This window comes from Streptomyces sp. NPDC050997, from assembly GCF_040660135.1.
Taxonomy (GTDB): Bacteria; Actinomycetota; Actinomycetes; order Streptomycetales; family Streptomycetaceae; genus Streptomyces.
This window is the reverse complement of sequence record NZ_JBFAGK010000026.1, coordinates 80,864-99,597: the sequence shown is the minus strand read 5'-3', so window position 1 is coordinate 99,597 and position 18,734 is coordinate 80,864. Positions and strand designations below refer to the sequence as shown.

General features: G+C 71.0%; 13 protein-coding genes. 3 read left to right on the top strand and 10 right to left on the bottom strand.

The window, feature by feature from the left end; all coding sequences use genetic code 11:
• Positions 1 to 63 precede the first annotated feature (63 nt).
• Positions 64 to 1,599, top strand: a complete 1,536-nt coding sequence (locus tag AB0H86_RS38410; RefSeq protein WP_362449734.1) for an MFS transporter — start codon at positions 64 to 66, stop codon at positions 1,597 to 1,599.
• Positions 1,600 to 1,744: 145 nt separating this feature from the next.
• On the opposite strand, the gene serA is transcribed toward AB0H86_RS38410, so the two are convergent.
• The 6 genes from serA to AB0H86_RS38380 all read right to left on the bottom strand — a co-directional run bounded on the left by serA (position 1,745) and on the right by AB0H86_RS38380 (position 11,828).
• Positions 1,745 to 3,334: a phosphoglycerate dehydrogenase gene (gene serA, locus AB0H86_RS38405; protein ID WP_362449732.1), complete on the bottom strand. Its 1,590-nt coding sequence runs from the start codon at positions 3,332 to 3,334 to the stop codon at positions 1,745 to 1,747.
• A gap of 294 nt (positions 3,335 to 3,628) precedes the next feature.
• Positions 3,629 to 4,630 carry a ketol-acid reductoisomerase gene (gene ilvC, locus AB0H86_RS38400; protein ID WP_362449730.1) on the bottom strand — a complete coding sequence of 334 codons (1,002 nt, stop codon included), beginning with the start codon at positions 4,628 to 4,630 and terminating at the stop codon, positions 3,629 to 3,631.
• Between the two features lie 120 nt (positions 4,631 to 4,750).
• On the bottom strand, positions 4,751 to 5,278 hold the full coding sequence (ilvN, locus tag AB0H86_RS38395; RefSeq protein WP_030667415.1) for an acetolactate synthase small subunit: 528 nt from the start codon (positions 5,276 to 5,278) through the stop codon (positions 4,751 to 4,753).
• 20 nt (positions 5,279 to 5,298) lie between these two features.
• Positions 5,299 to 7,155 carry an acetolactate synthase large subunit gene (locus AB0H86_RS38390; RefSeq protein WP_362449728.1) on the bottom strand — a complete coding sequence of 619 codons (1,857 nt, stop codon included), beginning with the start codon at positions 7,153 to 7,155 and terminating at the stop codon, positions 5,299 to 5,301.
• A gap of 237 nt (positions 7,156 to 7,392) precedes the next feature.
• Positions 7,393 to 10,398, bottom strand: coding sequence for an EAL domain-containing protein (locus AB0H86_RS38385; protein WP_362449726.1), 3,006 nt, complete (start codon positions 10,396 to 10,398; stop codon positions 7,393 to 7,395).
• A gap of 476 nt (positions 10,399 to 10,874) precedes the next feature.
• Positions 10,875 to 11,828 (bottom strand): 2-hydroxyacid dehydrogenase, encoded by a 954-nt coding sequence (locus tag AB0H86_RS38380; protein WP_362449724.1) that lies wholly within the window; start codon positions 11,826 to 11,828, stop codon positions 10,875 to 10,877.
• A 76-nt stretch (positions 11,829 to 11,904) separates the two neighbouring features.
• Between AB0H86_RS38380 and AB0H86_RS38375 the strand changes: the two genes are divergently transcribed.
• Both AB0H86_RS38375 and AB0H86_RS38370 read left to right on the top strand, forming a co-directional pair.
• Positions 11,905 to 12,903 carry an aldo/keto reductase gene (locus AB0H86_RS38375; protein WP_362449722.1) on the top strand — a complete coding sequence of 333 codons (999 nt, stop codon included), beginning with the start codon at positions 11,905 to 11,907 and terminating at the stop codon, positions 12,901 to 12,903.
• A gap of 111 nt (positions 12,904 to 13,014) precedes the next feature.
• The gene (locus AB0H86_RS38370; protein ID WP_362449720.1) at positions 13,015 to 14,184 is read left to right on the top strand and encodes a PQQ-dependent sugar dehydrogenase; all 1,170 of its coding nucleotides are present in this window, start codon (positions 13,015 to 13,017) and stop codon (positions 14,182 to 14,184) included.
• 40 nt (positions 14,185 to 14,224) lie between these two features.
• On the opposite strand, the gene AB0H86_RS38365 is transcribed toward AB0H86_RS38370, so the two are convergent.
• The 4 genes from AB0H86_RS38365 to AB0H86_RS38350 all read right to left on the bottom strand — a co-directional run bounded on the left by AB0H86_RS38365 (position 14,225) and on the right by AB0H86_RS38350 (position 18,712).
• Positions 14,225 to 14,413: a DUF6191 domain-containing protein gene (locus tag AB0H86_RS38365; RefSeq protein ID WP_362449718.1), complete on the bottom strand. Its 189-nt coding sequence runs from the start codon at positions 14,411 to 14,413 to the stop codon at positions 14,225 to 14,227.
• Between the two features lie 34 nt (positions 14,414 to 14,447).
• The gene (locus AB0H86_RS38360; protein ID WP_362449774.1) at positions 14,448 to 17,534 is read right to left on the bottom strand and encodes an AAA family ATPase; all 3,087 of its coding nucleotides are present in this window, start codon (positions 17,532 to 17,534) and stop codon (positions 14,448 to 14,450) included.
• Between the two features lie 200 nt (positions 17,535 to 17,734).
• Positions 17,735 to 17,920 carry a hypothetical protein gene (locus AB0H86_RS38355; protein ID WP_362449716.1) on the bottom strand — a complete coding sequence of 62 codons (186 nt, stop codon included), beginning with the start codon at positions 17,918 to 17,920 and terminating at the stop codon, positions 17,735 to 17,737.
• A 195-nt stretch (positions 17,921 to 18,115) separates the two neighbouring features.
• Positions 18,116 to 18,712, bottom strand: coding sequence for a hypothetical protein (locus AB0H86_RS38350; RefSeq protein WP_362449714.1), 597 nt, complete (start codon positions 18,710 to 18,712; stop codon positions 18,116 to 18,118).
• Positions 18,713 to 18,734 lie beyond the last annotated feature (22 nt).

Here is an 18,734-nt window from a genome sequence, read left to right as displayed (position 1 = left end):
CTAGACGCACGTATTACACAGTCGTTCTAGACAAGCGTTTAAGACGCGCGTACATTCCTCGGCATGACGACGAACCCGACGAGCACCACCCCGCCCCCCGCCCGAGCCGGCCGCCGTGAATGGACCGCCCTCGGCGTGCTGATGCTGCCGCTGCTGCTGGTCTCGATGGACGTCTCGGTCCTCTACTTCGCCATCCCGGCGATCAGCGCCGACCTGGACCCGAGCGGCACCCAGCAGCTGTGGATCTTCGACATTTACGGGTTCGTGCTGGCCGGCCTGCTGATGACGATGGGCTCGCTGGGCGACCGCATCGGCCGCCGCAGGCTGCTGCTGTTCGGCGCCGCGGCCTTCGGCGCGGCCTCACTGGTCGCGGCGTACGCGAACAGCGCCGAGACCCTGATCGCGGCCCGCGCGGTCCTAGGCATCGGCGGCGCGACCCTGATGCCGTCCACGATGGCGCTGCTGCGCACGATGTTCACCGACCCGGGCCAGCGGGCGAAGGCGATCGGCCTGTGGTCCGGCGTCATGACCGCGGGTATCGCGCTCGGCTCGGTGATGAGCGGCGTGCTCGTCGAGCACTTCTGGTGGGGTTCGGTCTTCCTGGTCAACCTGCCCGCGATGGCCCTGCTGCTGGCCCTCGGCCCGATCCTGCTGCCCGAGTCGAAGGACCCCGCGCCCGGCCGCTTCGACTGGCTGAGCGTCCCGCTGTCGATGGCCGCGGTGCTCCCCGTGATCTACGGCCTGAAGGAGATCCCCTCGGAGGGCTGGAACGTCCGCTACGTCGTCTCGATCACCGTCGGCCTGCTCTTCGCGGTCCTCTTCGTACGCCGCCAGCGCACCGCGGCTTCGCCGATGATCGACCCGGCCCTCTTCCGTGGCCGCGGCTTCGCGCCGTCCGTCGCCCTGAACCTCGTCTCGACGTTCGGGATCATGGGGTCGGCCTACTTCACCACGCAGTACCTGCAGTCGGTGCTCGGCAAGAGCGCACTGGAGGCGGCCCTGTGGGCGCTGCTGCCGTCGCTGCCGATCGGGGCCGCGGCGCCGGTCGCGACCGCCCTGGTCCAAAGGGGCGTCAACCTCGCACACGTCATCACCGCGGGCTTCGCGATCGCCTCGTGCGGCTTCGCGCTGCTGGCCCTCGTCGGCACGGACTCGATGTGGCTGGTGCTGGCGTCCTGCGCCGTCCTCGCGGTCGGCGGTGTCATCGTGATGTCCCAGATCATGGACCTCGCGATGGGCACCGCCCCGGTGGAACGGGCGGGCACCGCGTCCTCGCTGATGGAGACGGGCACGGAGTTCGGCGGCGCCCTCGGCATGGCCGTCCTCGGCTCCATCGGCACGGCGGTCTACCGCCACGAGATCCCGGCCTCGGCGCCGGCTGAGGCCCACGAGACGCTGGGCGGGGCGCTGGCGGTGGCGGATCGGGTCCCGGGCCTGGCCGCGGTGGCGCGAGAGGCGTTCACCAGCGGGATGCAGGGTGCGGCGATCGCGGGTGCGCTGGTGCTGGCGGGAGCGGCGGCACTGACGACGGTGACACTGCGTCGCGTCAGCGTGCGGCAGGTGCCGAAGACGGCTGAGCCGGAGCGGGCCACGGCCTGAGGAAGCGCGTTCACGGAAAACGCCGGACGGGCTGAGAAACCTCAGCCCGTCTGGGGGTCCCCCCTCTGGGGGAGTTGGAGGACAAGGCCCGTTCAGGGCCGAAGCGGGGGTCCGGGGGCGGCAGCCCCCGGAGGCGACAAACCCCTCAGACCAGATTCACCGCACGCGCGGACGTCGCCCCGATCTCCTCCGCGACCTCCGCCAGCACCCCGGCGGCCACCGCGTCATCGACGGTCAGCACCGCCAGCGCCTCGCCGCCGGCCGCCGACCGGGCGACCTGCATACCGGCGATGTTGATCCCGGCCTCGCCGAAGACCCGGCCGACCGTGCCGACGACACCGGGCCGGTCCTCGTACCGCAGCACCACCATGTGGTCGGCGAGCGCGAGGTCGACGTCGTAGTCACCGACCGCGACGATCTTCTGCAGGTGCTTCGGGCCGGCCAGCGTGCCGGAGACCGACACCTCCTCGCCGCTGCTGAGAGTGCCACGCACGGTGACGACATTGCGGTGCTCGCTGGACTCCGAGCTGGTGGTCAGCCGCACCTCGACGCCGCGCTCCTGCGCGAACAGCGGGGCGTTGACGTACGACACCGTCTCGTCGACGACGTCCTCGAAGACACCCTTGAGGGCGGACAGCTCCAGCACCTTCACGTCGTGCTGGGTGATCTCGCCGTACACCTCGACGTCGAGGCGGACCGCGACCTCGCCCGCGAGCGCGGTGAAGATACGGCCGAGGCGCTCCGCGAGCGGCAGGCCCGGCTTGACGTCCTCGGCGATGACCCCGCCCTGGACGTTCACCGCGTCCGGGACCAGCTCACCGGCGAGGGCGAGCCGCACCGACCTGGCGACGGCGATACCGGCCTTCTCCTGCGCCTCGTCGGTCGACGCGCCGAGGTGCGGGGTGCACACGACCTGGTCGAGCTCGAACAGCGGGGAGTCCGTGCAGGGCTCCTTCGTGTACACGTCGAGACCGGCACCGGCGACCCGGCCCTCCTTGAGGGCGGAGAACAGCGCCTCCTCGTCGACGATCCCGCCGCGCGCGGCGTTGACGATCCGCACCGACGGCTTGACCTTGTGCAGGGCCTCGTCACCGATGAGACCCAGGGTCTCGGGGGTCTTCGGCAGGTGCACGGTGATGAAGTCGGCGACCTCGAGCAGCTCGTCGAGGGACAGGACCTTCACGCCCATCTGCGCGGCCCGGGCAGGCTGGACGTAGGGGTCGTACGCGACGACCTTCATGCCGAAGGCCGACATGCGCTGGGCGACGAGCGCGCCGATGCGGCCGAGGCCGACGACACCCAGGGTCTTCTCCGCGAGCTCCACACCCGTGTACTTGCTGCGCTTCCACTCGCCGTTCTTCAGCGCGGTGTTCGCCTGCGGAATGTGGCGCGCGGTGGCGAGCAGCAGACCGCAGGCCAGCTCGGCGGCCGTCACGATGTTGGAGGTGGGGGCGTTGACGACCATCACGCCGGCCTTGGTGGCGGCGGAGACGTCGACGTTGTCCAGGCCGACGCCGGCTCGCGCGACGACCTTGAGCTTCTTCGCGGCGGCGACCGCCTCCGCGTCGACCTTGGTGGCCGACCGGATCAGGATCGCGTCGACATCGGCGATGGCGGGCAGCAGCTCGGCCCGGTCGGCGCCGTTGCAGTGCCGGATGTCAAAGTCCGGGCCGAGCGCGTCGACAGTCGCAGGCGACAGCTCTTCAGCGATGAGTACGACAGGTTTCGAGCTCACGTGAGTCCTCACAAGTCCATTGCGTGCGGACGGCCGTCCCGACGGCCGCAGGCGGTGGAGGGTGCTAGCCGCGTGGAAGACGCACGACGCTGTGGGCCTGACGCGTATGTAGTACGGCAGTGTAGTGGCGCGGCCGGGGCCGTCTCGCGCCGCCCGAGAAAGGATCACTCGGACGGGAAAGCCGGCCCCTTGGCGTGCGGCGGGGTCCGGGGACCAGCCCCGCGTCGGACCCCTGTGGACGGTTCGGCCGTGGCGTCGGGCGGACCCGATGTCGCGGCCGATCCACATCCAGTGTTACGCGTCCTCGTCGTTCACCCAGCTCATGAGCTTGCGCAGCTCCTTGCCCGTGGTCTCCAGCAGGGACTCGGCGTCCTGCTGCTTGTACTCGTTGTACTTCTTCAGACCGCCGTGGTACTCGTCCATCCAGGCCTGGGCGAAGGTCCCGTCCTGGATCTCGGCGAGGACCTTCTTCATCTCGGCCTTGGTGGCGTCGGTGATGATCCGCGGGCCGGTGACGTAGTCGCCCCACTCGGCGGTCTCGGAGATCGACCAGCGCATCTTCTCCAGGCCGCCCTCGTACATGAGGTCGACGATCAGCTTCAGCTCGTGCAGGCACTCGAAGTAGGCGATCTCCGGCTGGTAGCCCGCCTCGGTCAGGGTCTCGAAGCCCGCCTTGACCAGAGCCGCGGTGCCACCGCAGAGGACGGCCTGCTCACCGAACAGGTCGGTCTCGGTCTCCTCGGTGAAGGTCGTCTTGATGACGCCGGCGCGGGTGCCGCCGATGCCCTTCGCGTACGACAGGGCCAGCGCGAAGCCGTTGCCGGTGGCGTCCTGCTCGACGGCCGCGATACAGGGAACGCCGCGACCCTCCTCGTACTGGCGACGGACCAGGTGGCCCGGGCCCTTCGGGGCGACCATGCAGACGTCGACACCGGCCGGGGGCTTGATGAAGCCGAAGCGGATGTTCAGGCCGTGGCCGAAGAACAGCGCGTCGCCGTCCTGCAGGTTGTCCTTGATGTGCTCCTCGTAGACCTGGCCCTGGATCGGGTCCGGGACGAGGATCATGATGACGTCGGCCTCGGCGGCGGCCTCCGACGGGCTCACCACACGCAGGCCCTGCTCCTCGGCCTTCGCCTTGGACTTGGAGCCCTCATGCAGACCGACACGCACGTCGACACCCGAGTCACGGAGCGACAGCGCGTGGGCGTGGCCCTGGCTGCCGTAACCGATGACCGCGACCTTGCGGCCCTGGATGATGGACAGGTCGGCGTCGGCGTCGTAGAACAGCTCGGCCACTTTGGGTTCTCTCCTTGGTGTGCAGGTGTTGCGTCCCACCGTATGACGGAGGGCGGAAGGGAAGTTTCGGGGTCTCGGTATACGGGCGGCCGACGAAGCCGACCGCCCGTTTCCGATGTCTTACGCCGACCGATCCAGGGCGCGCAGCGACCGGTCCGTGATCGAACGGGCACCGCGTCCGATCGCAATCGTGCCGGACTGCACTAGTTCCTTGATGCCGTACGGCTCGAGCATCTTCAGCATGGCCTCCAGCTTGTCGCTGGAGCCGGTGGCCTCGATGGTGACGGCCTCCGGGGAGACGTCGACGGTCTTGGCGCGGAACAGCTGGACGATCTCGACGATCTGGGAGCGCGTCTCGTTGTCGGCGCGCACCTTCACCAGAACGAGTTCGCGCTGAACGGCCGATCCGGGTTCCAGCTCGACGATCTTGAGCACGTTGACGAGCTTGTTGAGCTGCTTCGTCACCTGCTCCAGCGGCAGTTCGTCGACGACACTCACCACGATGGTGATGCGGGAGATGTCGGGGTGCTCGGTGACACCGACGGCGAGCGAGTCGATGTTGAAGCCGCGGCGGGAGAACAGGGCGGCGATCCGGGCCAGGATGCCCGGCGTGTTCTCCACCAGGACGGAGAGCGTGTGCTTGGACATGTCTCTTGGGTCTCTCTCGCTCAGTCGTCTTCGTTGTCGCCGAAGTCGGGGCGGACGTCCCGGGCGGCCAGGATCTCGTCGTTGGAGGTGCCGGCGGCGACCATCGGCCACACCATCGCGTCCTCGTGGACGATGAAGTCCACGACGACCGGGCGGTCGTTGATCGAGTTCGCCTCTTCGATGACCTTGTCGAGGTCCTCCGGCGACTCGCACCGGATCGCGTAGCAGCCCATGGCCTCCGACAGCTTCACGAAGTCGGGGACGCGGGTGCCGGCGCTCGGCTCCTTGCCGCTGGCCCCGGGGCCCGAGTGCAGCACGGTGTTCGAGTAGCGCTGGTTGTAGAAGAGGGTCTGCCACTGGCGGACCATCCCGAGGGCGCCGTTGTTGATGATGGCGACCTTGATCGGGATGTTGTTCAGGGCGCAGGTGGTGAGCTCCTGATTGGTCATCTGGAAGCAGCCGTCGCCGTCGATCGCCCAGACGGTCTGTCCGGGCACGCCGGCCTTGGCGCCCATCGCGGCCGGGACCGCGTAGCCCATCGTGCCCGCGCCGCCGGAGTTCAGCCAGGTCGCCGGCTTCTCGTACTGCACGTAGTGGGCGGCCCACATCTGGTGCTGGCCGACGCCCGCCGTGAAGATCGTTCCCTCTGGGGCGAGTTGGCCGATGCGCTCGATGACCTGCTGCGGCGAGAGGGATCCGTCCCCGGGCTGGTCGTACCCCAGGGGATAGTTCTCGCGCCACCGGTTGAGGTCCATCCACCAGGCGCTGTAGTCGCCCCGGTGTCCCTCGCTGTGCTCCTTCTGCACGGCCTGGACCAGGTCCGCGAGGACCTCGCGGGCGTCACCGACGATCGGCACGTCCGCGGCGCGGTTCTTGCCGATCTCGGCCGGGTCGATGTCGGCGTGGACGATCTTGGCGTGCGGGGCGAAGCTGTCCAGCTTGCCGGTGACGCGGTCGTCGAACCGGGCTCCGAGGGCGACGATCAGGTCGGCCTTCTGCAGCGCGGTGACGGCGGTGACCGCACCGTGCATGCCCGGCATTCCCACGTGCAGCTCGTGACTGTCGGGGAATGCGCCGAGCGCCATCAGGGTGGTGGTGACGGGCGCTCCGGTGAGTTCGGCGAGGACCTTCAGCTCGGCCGTGGCCTTGGCCTTCAGGACGCCGCCGCCGACGTACAGGACGGGCCGCTTCGCGGCGGTGATCAGCTTGGCGGCCTCGCGGATCTGCTTGGCGTGCGGCTTGGTCACCGGGCGGTAGCCGGGCAGGTCCATGACCGGGGGCCAGGAGAAGGTCGTCTGCGCCTGGAGGGCGTCCTTGGCGATGTCGACCAGGACCGGGCCGGGCCGGCCGGTGGAGGCGATGTGGAACGCCTGCGCGATCACCCGGGGGATGTCCTCGGCCTTGGTGACCAGGAAGTTGTGCTTGGTGATCGGCATCGTGATGCCGACGATGTCCGCCTCCTGGAAGGCGTCCGTGCCGATCGCCTTGGAGGCCACCTGCCCGGTGATCGCCACGAGCGGCACCGAGTCCATGTGGGCGTCCGCGATCGGCGTCACCAGGTTCGTCGCACCGGGGCCGGAGGTCGCCAAGCAGACGCCGACCCTGCCGGTGGCCTGCGCGTAACCGGTGGCCGCGTGCCCTGCGCCCTGCTCATGGCGGACCAGGACGTGGCGCACCCGGGTGGAGTCCATGAGTGGGTCGTACGCGGGGAGGATCGCACCGCCGGGAATGCCGAATACCGTGTCGGCCCCGACCTCCTCGAGAGAGCGGATGAGGGACTGCGCACCCGTGACGTGCTCGGGGGCGGACTGATGTCCTCCGGAACGGGGCCGCGGCTGCGGGTGATGGGCCCCGGTGGCCTGCTCGGTCATCGGCATTCTCTTCTCGATGCTGAGGGTTTTTGCGAAGTTTGTGCGGTTTTTGAATGGTGCACGGACGGTGCCCGTGCAACAAAAAACCCCTCGTGCCATAAGGCAAGCGAGGGGAGCGCGCCGGGTGGGGTCGCTGTGAGTTCCGGGTCCGTCCGGAGGTCACCAGCGTCAGCCGACGCGCTTTCCAAGTACGAGAATTCGGGTGCGCATGGCACTGACCCTCTCCCCGGCACGCACTCACTGTCAAGTGGGTGGGACGGGAGTCTCATTATGTGAGCGAAGGGCCGTCCCGCCTCCGAGAACCGCGGCCACGCCTGCGGTGTACACCCCCGCGCCGCCGCCCGCCAACACGGGCTCGGCCGGGCCGTGCGGCACCGGATAGTGGCCGGAACTCAGTGCCCGGCGCAGCCGGAACTCGTCCAGCGGACCCGAGAACGCCATGCCCTGCCCATGGGTGCAGCCCATCGCGCGCAGCGCCACGACCTGCTCCGGCAGGTCCACGCCGTCCGCCACGGACTGCAGCCCGAGATCCCCGGCGATCCGCAGCAGCCCACTGGTGATCTTGTGCAGTCGCGCGGACTCGACGACACCCTCGACCAGACCGCGGTCGATTCTCAGCACGTCGACCGGGAGTCGCCTGAGGGCCGTGATCGCCGCGTATCCGCTTCCGAAGCCGTCCAGGGCGATCCGGACGCCGAGCCTGCGCAACGCGCTCAGTCGACGCTCCAGCTCGTCCAGGGAGACCCGGGGGTCGATGTCGGACAGCTCGATCACCAGGGAGCCGGACGGCAGCCCGTGCCGGGTCAGCAGGGCCTCGGTCGAGCCGAGCGGCATCGAGCGGTCCAGCAGCCGGCGCGCGCCCATCCGGACCGCCACCGGCACGGACAGCCCGGTCGACGCCCGCTCGGCCGCCTGCTCGACGGCCTCCTCCAGCATCCAGCGCCCCAGCTCGGCGGTCTTGTCACTGTCCTCGGCCACCCGCAGGAACTCGGCGGGCGTGAACAGCACGCCCTGGGAGGAGCGCCAGCGCGCCTGGGCGGAGACCGACGTGATCCGGCCGTCCTCCAGGCACACCACCGGCTGGTGCAGCAGCGTGAACTCGCCGTCGTGCAGCGCCGCCCGCAGACGCGTGGCCAGCTCCGCCTTCCGTACGACGTCCTGCTGCATCTGTGGGGCGTACAGCTCGACCCTGCCCTTGCCGCCCGCCTTGGCGCGGTACATCGCGAGGTCCGCGTTGCGCAGCAGTTCACCCGCGCCGAGACCCGGTTCGGCGAACGCGACGCCGATGGACGCGTTGACGCGGACATCGTTGCCGTCGATGAGGTAGGGCTGCGAGAGGGTGGTCCGCAGGCGCTCAGCGAGCTCCATGATGTGACGTTCGCGGGCGGAGCGGTCACGGGTGCCGTCGCCGACGATCAGGGCGGCGAACTCGTCGCCGCCGAGCCGGGACGCGGTGTCCCCGTGCCGCACGGCGTCCTGGAGTCTGCGAGCGGCCTGGACCAGCAGCTCGTCGCCGGCCTGGTGCCCGATCGTGTCGTTGACTGCCTTGAAGCCGTCCAGGTCGATGAAGAGCACGGCCGTGCCGCGCAAGGCGGCGCCCCGGTCCGAGGAACGGCGGCCGGACAGGGCCTGCTGGACGCGCCGGGTGAACAGAGCGCGGTTGGGCAGGTCGGTCAGCGGGTCGTGCTCGGCGTTGTGCTGGAGCTGCGCCTGCAGTCGGACTCTCTCGGTCACGTCCCGGCTGTTGAAGATGAGGCCGCCGTGGTGACGGTTGACGGTGGACTCGACGTTGAGCCAGCCGTCGTCACCGGACCGGAAGCGGCATTCGATGCGCGTGGTGGGTTCCACCAGAGGGCTGGCGGCGAGGAAGCGGCGCACCTCGTGCACCACGCAGCCCAGGTCCTCCGGGTGGATGAGTCCGGCCAGTTCCGTGCCGACGAGCTCCTCGGCCGGGCGCCCGTACACTCCGGCGGCGGCCGGGGAGACGTAGCGCAGGATGCCGTTGGGCGCGGCGATCATGATGACGTCGCTGGAGCCCTGCACCAGGGAGCGGAAGTGGTTCTCCTTCTGCGCCAGTTCCTGGGTGAGGGTGATGTTGTCGAGCAGCATGATGCCCTGGCGCACCACGAGGGCGAGCACCACCGTGCCGCCGGTGAGCAGCACCACACGGTCGACGCTGCGGCCGTTGAGGACGTTGTAGAGGATCCCCAGGGTGCAGACGGCGGCGGCGAGATACGGCGTGAGGGCGGCCAGGGAGCCGGCCGTGGGCCGGGCCGTGGGGTACCGGCTGTGATCACCTCCCGGCGCGGGCGGGTGGTGCTGCGGGCCGGTGTGCTGTCCGGGCAGGTGCTCACGCACCACGCGGGTACCCCCGGGCAGAGGTGGCCGGTCGGCGTCGGCTCCGGATTTCGACGCGGCCCAGGGGGCGTACGCGAGTAGCAGCGAGCCGGCGAACCAGCCCGCGTCGAGCAGCTGTCCGGAGCGATAGGTGTGGTGCAGCAGTGGCGAGGTGAACAGCGCGTCGCACATCACGGTCAGGGCGAGCGCCCCGATCGCGGTGTTGACCGCTGTCCGGTTCACCGCCGAGCGCCTGAAGTGCAGGGCGAGCACCATGCTGACCAGGGCGATGTCCAGCAGCGGGTAGGCGAGCGAGAGCGCGGCGTGCGACACGCTCGACCCCTCGGACCTGGCCGCCTGCGCGAGGGCGAGGCTCCAGGACAGCGTGAGCAGGGAGCCGCCGATCAGCCAGGCGTCCAGGCCGAGGCAGACCCAACCCGCCTTCGTCACCGGTCGCTTGGCGAGCACCAGCAGGCCCACGATGGCGGGCGGCGCGAAGCACAGGAAGAACAGGTCGGCGTAGCTGGGGCTGGGCACCTCGATACCGAGGACGACCTCGTACCACCCCCAGATCAGGTTGCCCAGGGCCGCCATCATCGAGGAGAGGGCGAACAGCAGCCATGCGGGCCGAAAGCGGACCCGTCGGCTGCGGGCGTAGAGGAAGCAGGACACGGCCGCGGCGCCCGCCGCGGCACTCAGCCCGAAGTCACCCATGATCAGGGCGACTTGGCGCGAGCCCCAGCCGAACGCGGAACCCAGGGCGTATCCCGCGCACACCAGGGCCAGAAGGAGTTGGCGGACCAGGCTCGACCCGCTGCCGGAAGCCGGTCGGCGGGTCGGCGACGGACCGGGCACGGGACGGACCCGCGGCACCGAGTCGAGGGTGGTCGTGGAAGACGGGGGCGAGCTCACCGGGCCCTCCCGGTCCGCGCCGCCCCCGGGTCCCACGGGTCCCGGTGCGCTGGGTGCGCGTGCTTCCTGCGGCTGCTGTGCCCGCGGGGGTGGTGGCTGTGAGCGTGATGGCTGTGGTGTCCGGCATGCCCGCAGGGGTGGCCGCCATGGTGACCGCGTCCGCGCGCGGCCGTGTTCCAGGGTCGTCGTCGGCGGCCTCGCCGCGTCGGATCGTTCGTCCATAGGCCGTGCATCGCCCGTCGCCCCCCTCACAGTCTGCAATGTCCATCCCCGGCGCCGAACGGTGAACGGCGCAGCCCCTGTCGGGACGATACACCAGTCTCGTCACTCAGGGACATAGTTCCTCTACGCTCCGTGACGACCAGCGGCGATGCGGGCACGGACCGCGTCCGCAAGACTGCGGAGGGTGCCGGAAACGGATCGCGCGCCTGTCGCGCCCGTCGCGCGGATCGCGCGCGGGGCTCGACCCGTGGGCGTCAGGCGCCGGTTGCGCCCGTCGTGAGAATCACGTTGCGCAGCGGCTCCCGGTTCACGAATCGGTTCAACTGGTCCACGAGGAGCCGCTTGGCGCGCGGCAGGAACGCGGACGTGGGTCCGCCGACATGGGGGCTGACGAGCACGCCGGGCGCGTGCCACAGGGGGTGGCCCGGGGGCAGCGGCTCGGGGTCGGTGACGTCGAGGGCGGCGGTGAGGCGGCCGCTCTCCAGCTCGGCGAGCAGCGCCTTGGTGTCGACGACGGGGCCGCGGGCCACGTTGACCAGCAGCGCGCCGTCCCTCATACGGGCCAGGAAGTCGGCGTCCACCAGGTGGCGGGTGGTCTCGGTGAGCGGCGTGGACAGGATCACGACGTCCGCCTCCGGCAGCAGGGAGGGGAGTTCGGTGAGTGGGTGCACCGGGCCGCGCGCCGTGGTGCGCTCAGAGCGCGCGACGCGCGCCACCCGCGCCACCTCGAACGGAACGAGCCGGTCCTCGATCGCTGCTCCGATCGAGCCGTACCCCACGATGAGGACGTTCCGGTCCGCAAGCGCGGGCCGGAACCCGCCAAGCCACTCCTCCCGGTCCTGGGCGCGGACGAAGCCCGGTACGCCGCGCAGCGAGGCGAGGATCAGCGTGAGCGCGAGTTCGGCCGTGCTCGCCTCATGCACCCCGCGGGCATTGCACAACCGCACGCCGGGGCGCAGGTGTTTGAGGCCCGGCTCGACGGCGTCGGTGCCCGCCGACAGGGTCTGCACGACCTGCACGGAGCTCAGCCGCGGCACGGGGCGCAGCCCGACCTCGACGGGCTTCATGTAGGGGACGACGTAGTAGACGCAGTCCTCGGGATCGGCGGGAAAGTCCTCCTCGCCGTTCCAGAAACGGTAGTTCAGGCTCTCGGGAAGTCCCTCGATCTCCTCCGGCGGAACGGGGAGCCACACATCAGCAGCAGTCATGGTCAGGAGGCTATGTCAGGGACGCGGCAGCGCAGAGGTTAGGTTGGGGGGCCAGGAGAGGGAGGGTCACGAGCAGGTGGAGCGCAGGACGATCGGCGCGGCGGCGCTCGAGGTGGGAGCCGTCGGACTCGGGTGCATGCCGATGAGCTGGGCGTACAGCGGGTCACGGCAGCGCGGCGAGGAGTCGCTCAGGGCCGTGCACCGGGCGCTGGACCTCGGCTCGACGCTCCTGGACACGGCCGACATGTACGGCCCCTTCACCAACGAGCTGCTGATCGGGCGGGCGCTGAAGGAACGGCGTCAGGACGCCTTCGTGTCGACCAAGGTCGGTCTGCTGGTGGGCGAGCAGCACATCGTGGCCAACGGCCGCCCGGGCTATGTGAGACGGGCCTGCGACGCTTCCCTGCGCCGACTGCAGACCGACGTCATCGACCTCTACCAGCTGCACCGGGCGGACCCCGAGGTTCCGGTCGAGGAGACCTGGGGTGCGATGGCGGACCTCGTCCGGGCCGGAAAGGTGCGGTCGTTGGGGCTGTGCGCGGTGGGCGCGCGGGGCGGCCGCCGGTCCGGGGGCGGGCTGCACGACGCGACGCTCCGGCAGCTGCGGAGGGTGCAGCAGGTCTTCCCGGTGAGCGCGGTGCAGGCGGAGCTTTCGGTGTGGTCGCCGGAGGCCACGCGGTCGCTGCTGCCGTGGTGCGAGGCCCGCGGCATCGGTTTCCTGGCCGCGATGCCGCTCGGCAACGGGTACCTGACCGGCACGCTCACTCCCGGCGAGGGCTTCGAACCGGACGACGTGCGGGCCCGCCACCCCCGCTTCACCGCGGAGATGATGGCCGCGAACCAGCCGATCGTGGTCGGCCTGCGCCGGGTGGCCCGCCGCCACGGCCCGGACGTCACCCCGGCCCAGGTGGCCCTGGCCTGGGTCCTCGCCCAGGCCGGGCACGTGGTCCCGGTGCCCGGAGCCAAGCAGGAGCGCTGGGTGACGGACAACGCACGGGCGGCGACCCTGCGTCTGACGGCACAGGACCTGGCGGAGGTGGCGGAGCTGCCACGGGCACAGGGATCCTGGGACTAGTGCCTGGGACTAGTGCCGTGGCAGGCACCGGGAATCGGGAACCTCTGAGGCGCGAGCGGTGTATGACAAGTAGAACCTGCCGCGAGACCGCCCGTCGAAGGGACCAAAATCGTGCAACATCGAGCTGTGTCGGCCGCGTTGGCCGCAGCCGCTCTCCTGCTGACGGCCGGATGCTCGTCCGACGGAGCGGGCGGCGGACCGTCTGCCGGCGCCGACAACGCCACACCGAGTCGTACGGCCTCGGGGTCGTCGCCCTCCCGGCAAGCCGCGGAGGAGACGCCCCCGGCCAAGGGTTCGGTGAAGGTGGTGCGCACCGTCACCGAAGGCCTCGACACCCCCTGGGGCCTGGCCCCGCTCCAAGACGGCGACCTGCTCGTCTCGTCCCGCGACCAGGGCACGATCACCCGGATCGACGGACAGTCGGGCAAGAAGACCGAGCTGGGCGAGGTGCCTGGGGTCTCCCCGGCCGGTGAGGGCGGCCTGCTGGGCATCGCGATCTCCCCGGACTACGCCTCGGACCACATGGTCTACGCCTACTTCACCTCGGCCTCGGACAACCGCGTGGTCCGCATGCTGTACGACGAGAAGAAGCCGTCCGGCGAGCAGCTCGGCGCGCCCGACACGATCTTCAAGGGCATCCCCAAGGGTGTGATCCACAACGGCGGCCGGATCGCCTTCGGCCCGGACCGGATGCTGTACGCGGGCACGGGCGAGAGCGGGGACACCGGCCTGTCCCAGGACACCAAGTCCCTGGGCGGCAAGATCCTCCGGCTGACCCCGGAGGGCGAACCGGCGCCGGGCAACCCCTTCCCGGACTCCCCCGTGTACTCCTACGGCCACCGCAATGTGCAGGGTCTGGCCTGGGACTCCAAGCAGCGCCTGTTCGCCTCGGAGTTCGGCCAGGACACCTGGGACGAACTGAACGCGATCAAGCCGGGCGCGAACTACGGCTGGCCGGACGCCGAGGGCAGGTCGGACAGTTCCAAGTACCAGAACCCGGTGGCCCAGTGGCGCACGGACGACGCCTCCCCGAGCGGCATCGCCTATGCCGGGGGTTCCGTCTGGATGGCGGGCCTGAAGGGCCAGCGTCTGTGGCGCATCCCCCTCAAGGGCACGGCGACCTCGGCCGACCCGCAGGCCTTCCTCCAGGGCGAGTACGGCCGGCTGCGCACGGTGGTCGCGGCGGGCGGCGACAAGCTGTGGCTGGTGACCAGCAACACGGACGGCCGCGGAGACCCGAGGGACGGGGACGACCGGATCCTGGAGATACAGGTCCGCTGAGGGCCTGCCCCGGCCCCGGCGATCACCCCACTCACCCCGCTCACTCCTGCGAGGAGGACTCCTCGTCCGGCTTCTGCGGTCGTACGACGACCTTCCCGGATGTGAGGTCTATCGGCCCGCGCCCGGGATCGCCGTCCCCGACGTCCTCCCGGGTGAGTTCCAGCCGGTTCTGCTCGTCGCGGGTGTGCTTGCGGCCGGGTGCGAACAGTTCCTCGAACATGTTGAACACGGCGCCTCCCTGCGCGTCTCTTGCAGCGTACGCCTCAACCGGATGTCTCCACCTGGGAGACGTCGGCCGCGAACAGCCCCAGGCGATGCGCCACCGCCGCCGCCTCGCCCCGTCCCGCGACACCGAGCTTGCCCAGGATGTTCGAGACGTGGACGCTGGCCGTCTTCGGGGAGATGAACAGCGCCTCCGCTATCTGGCGGTTGGTGCGGCCGGCGGAGACCAGGCGCAGGACATCGCGTTCCCGGCCGGTGAGGCCGAGGGCGCGGGCCGGGTCTTCCGGGGTGCCGGGCTCGGCCGCGCCGTCGGTGGCGGTCCGGCTACCGCCGTTCAGGGGGCGGGCGCCGGTGAGGCTGAGGCGGGCGCGCTGGGCCAGGCGGGCGGTGGCTATGGCGAGGGGACGCGCGCCGAGGTGTTCGGCGGCGGCGTGGACCAGGCGCAGCAGCTCCGTGGCGCGGTCGCGTTCGTCGCCGCTCTCCCCCGACAGCAACAGGGCTTCGGCCAGGCGGTGCCGGACGCGGGCGAGGTCGTAGGGGCGCTCCAGGGCCTCGAAGGCGGTGACGACCTCCGTCCAGGTGTCCGCGCGGGCGCCGTCCTCGGCTCGTAGCAGTTCGGCGCGGACCCAGCGTTCGTAGGCCTGCCATACCGGGACATGGGTGGCCAGGGGCTTGGCCGTGGCGCGGATGCGTTCGAGGATCTCGGGGCGGCCGGGGCCGACGGTGGGCAGGTCGCGCGCGTCGGCTTCCGCGGCGGCCGAGGTGAGCAGCATCCGCCAGACGTAGCGCTGGGTGCCAGGCGGGAAGCCGGCGTCCAGAGCGCGTGCGAGTTCGGCGCGGGCGTCGAGGAGGCGGCCCTCGGCCGCGGCGATGCCGATCGCGATGCGCACGAGGGGCAGTTCGTGCTGGGGAGCGCGGTCATGACTCCCGAAGTGGCCGCGGGCGGCGGCCAGATGGCTTGCGGCGGCTGCCAGGTCCCCTCGGTCGAGGGCGAGTTCGGCGCGGAGGGTGGCGTGGAAGCCGCGGGGCTTGGTGCTCTGGCCGACGTGTTCGGCCTTGGTGCCCGCTTCGGCGGCCCGGTCCCAGCGGCCCAGCGAGTAGAAGGTCTCGGCGAGGTTGCCCCAGATCCAGGCCTCGGTGTCCAGCAGGCCGAACTTCTGGGAGTGGGCGAGCCCCGCCTCCAGGATCGGCACGGCCTCCTTGGAACGGCCGACGGATTCGAGGGCGGAGGGCAGGTTCACATAGGCGCGGCCGGCGATGGTGGAGATGCCGTACTCGACCGTTCGGTCCTTGACCTCGGCCATCTCGGCGAGCCCGGTCGCCACGTCGCCGGCCTCGACCATGAGGCCGCCGAGCGTGAGGCGGGCGTTCATCTCGGTGTCGCGGACTCCGAGCATCCGCGCGTACTCCACGGCGCGTTCGGCGGCCGTGAAGGCGCCGGGGCCGGGGGCGTGCACCATGGACCAGTTGGCCACGCTGGCGAGGACCTCGGCGTGCACCTCCGAGGGCGGCAGGCCGCGTACGAGGTCCTGGGCGGTGGCCAGTTCGGCCCAGCCGTCGCCGCGGGACAGCGACTGGACAAGGCGGGAGCGCTGGGTCCAGAACCAGGCGGCGCGCAGCGGGTCGCCGTCTTCGACCAGCAGTCGCAGTGCCCGCTTGATGATCATCAGGGCGCGTTCGCGTTCCCCGCACAGTCGTCCGGCGACCGCGGCCTCGGCCATCAGGTCGAGGTAGCGCAGCGGAGTGGTCGCGGGGTCGCAGCCGCAGGGCGGATAGACCTCGGTGTAGTCGACGGGGCGCAGTCGCGCGCGGACGTCCTCGGGGGCGGTGTCCCACAGTTCCATCGCGCGTTCCAGCAGCCCCAGTTGTTCGGAGTAGGCGTGCCGGCGGCGGGCGGTGACGGAGGCGTCCAGGACTGCGGGCAGGGCCTTGGCGGCGTCGTGGGCGTGGTACCAGTAGCTGGCCAGGCGCATCACGCGTTCACCGGCGGGGACGAGCGTGGGGTCGGCCTCCAGGGCTTCGGCGTAGCGGCGGTTGAGGCGGGAGCGTTCGCCGGGCAGCAGGTCGTCGCTGACGGCCTCGCGGACCAGGGAGTGGCGGAAGCGGTAGCCGTCGCCGCCGGGCGCGGCGAGCAGGATGTTGGCGCCCACGGCGGCCCGCAGGGCCTCGATGAGGTCGTCCTCGGTGAGCCGGGCGACGGCGGCGAGTAGCCGGTACTCGACGGTGGAGCCGCCTTCGGCGACGATCCGGGCGACCCGCTGGGCGCTCTCGGGCAGTCCCTCGACCCGTACCAGGAGCAGGTCACGCAGGGAGTCGGTGAGGCCGCTGCAGCTGCCCTCGTGGGCGGCGACGGCGAGTTCCTCGACGAAGAAGGCGTTGCCGTCGGAGCGTTCGAAGATGTCGTCGACCTGGACCGGGTCGGGTTCGGAGGCGCGGATGCCGGCGATCTGGCGGCCGACCTCGGCGCGGTTGAAGCGGCCGAGTTCGATGCGGCGGACGGTGCGCAGCCGGTCGAGTTCGGCGAGCAGGGGGCGCAGTGGGTGGCGGCGGTGGATGTCGTCGGCGCGGTAGGTGGCGAGGACGACGAGGCGGCCGGTGCGCAGGGTGCGGAAGAGGTAGGCGAGGAGGTGGCGGGTGGAGGCGTCGGCCCAGTGCAGGTCCTCCAGGGCGACGACGACCGTGCGGTCGGCGGCGACGCGTTCCAGCAGCCGGGCGGTGAGTTCGAAGAGGCGGGCCATGCCCTCCTCGTCGTGCCGTCCGGGGCTCGTCTCGCCGAGTTCGGGCAGCAGCCGGGCCAGTTCCTCCTCCTGGCCGGCGGTCGCGGCGGCGAGTTCGTCGGGCAGTTCCCGGCGCAGGGCGCGCAGCGCGGTGGAGAAGGGGGCGAACGGCAGTCCGTCGGCGCCGATCTCGACACAGCCGCCGAGTGCGACGACGGCACCCCGGTGGCAGGCGGCGGTGGCGAACTCCTCGACGAGGCGGGTCTTGCCGACCCCGGCCTCACCGCCGAGCAGTAACGCCTGCGGCTCGCCCGCGGCGGCACGGGCGAGCGCGTCGTTCAACGTGTCCAGTTCATCGGCGCGGCCGACGAACACGGGACTGACGGACCTGGTCTCCACGGGCCCGAGCATCGCACGCGGGTCTGACAACGCGGCACCTGTTTTCGACAGATCCGTCAGCGCCGCACGTGCTGTCGCCACTCCCGGCCGCCCGGCCCTCGTCCTGGACGGATCCGACGACCCGGCACCCGTCCTCGGCGGAACCTCGACGGCGTCGGCGCGCACGGGGACGGGCGGCTGCGTCGTAGGGCTGCCCGTCCCTGCCCCGGCGCTCACGCGGTGGGGACGAACCAGTGCCGGCGTGGGCGGCCGGTATGCGGATCACTCTCGGCGGCGCGTCGGGCCGCTTCGCGGCGGGCGGCGCGGTTGCCGAGGACGGCCCGGCGGGCCAGCCGCTCCTGCTCGGCCCGGCGGATCAGTTCGGCGGAACGCAGTCGCTGGAGCTCGTACTCGTACATGGTGTGTCCCTCGTGAGGTCGGTTTCGGCTTCGCTCGTTGCGATGCCTCCACCTTCGTCTCCCAGGGGGGTGCGCCACATCGGGAGAGTTCCGCATCTTCGGCGAGGGACGGGGCCTTAGACGCGCGAGAGGGGCCTCAGGGAGCTCCGTAAGGTACTCACGGATTCCCTAAGGCCCCTCAGGACCTGCGGTGACTCAGCCGGCGGCCGGCACGGACGGCAGCCCGAGCAGGACGTCGGTGTACTTCAGGACGGCCAGGAGCAGGCCGATGACGCCGAGGGCGACACCGCCCCAGGAGACCGACTTGATCCACACGGCCTGCGGCCTGCCAGGGGCGCCGAACGCGGGACGGGCGAGCACCACGACACCGACGACCAGCGCGAGCAGCGCGAAGACGCCGCCCCACAGCGCGGTGGCGTGCCAGGCGTCGCCGTAGCCGTCCTTGAGGAGCTTGGCGATGTCGGAGGAGGACGTGGACTGTGCCTCCATCTGACCGACGAGCGACTGCCGCGCGGCCGCGATCGTGCCGACCCAGCTGCCGGTCAGCGAGACGAAGCCGAGCGCGGCGGAGACGACGGCACCCGCACCCTGGGCGACACCGGAGGGACGCTCGCTCTCGTTGTCCCTCGCAGCGAGATCCTCGACATCCGCGTCCTCGGCCGCCGTGTCGGCGCCTGCGTCGGCTTCGGACTCCGTCACCTCGTCGGTCTTGGTGACGTTCACCTTCTCCTCGTCGGTCGTGGCCTCGGCACCCGTCTTGGCGCCGGTCTCGTCAGCTGTCTTGGTTCCCATGTTGCGCACCGTACGGATCCTG

What these genes read in the sequence shown, in the direction of transcription:
- AB0H86_RS38410 (WP_362449734.1), top strand. Translation starts at nt 64, where the DNA reads ATGACGACGAACCCGACGAGCACCACCCCGCCCCCCGCCCGAGCCGGC.
- ilvN (WP_030667415.1), bottom strand. Translation starts at nt 5,278, where the DNA reads ATGTCCAAGCACACGCTCTCCGTCCTGGTGGAGAACACGCCGGGCATC.
- AB0H86_RS38390 (WP_362449728.1), bottom strand. Translation starts at nt 7,155, where the DNA reads ATGCCGATGACCGAGCAGGCCACCGGGGCCCATCACCCGCAGCCGCGG.
- AB0H86_RS38380 (WP_362449724.1), bottom strand. Translation starts at nt 11,828, where the DNA reads ATGACTGCTGCTGATGTGTGGCTCCCCGTTCCGCCGGAGGAGATCGAG.
- AB0H86_RS38360 (WP_362449774.1), bottom strand. Translation starts at nt 17,534, where the DNA reads ATGCTCGGGCCCGTGGAGACCAGGTCCGTCAGTCCCGTGTTCGTCGGC.
- AB0H86_RS38355 (WP_362449716.1), bottom strand. Translation starts at nt 17,920, where the DNA reads ATGTACGAGTACGAGCTCCAGCGACTGCGTTCCGCCGAACTGATCCGC.
- AB0H86_RS38350 (WP_362449714.1), bottom strand. Translation starts at nt 18,712, where the DNA reads ATGGGAACCAAGACAGCTGACGAGACCGGCGCCAAGACGGGTGCCGAG.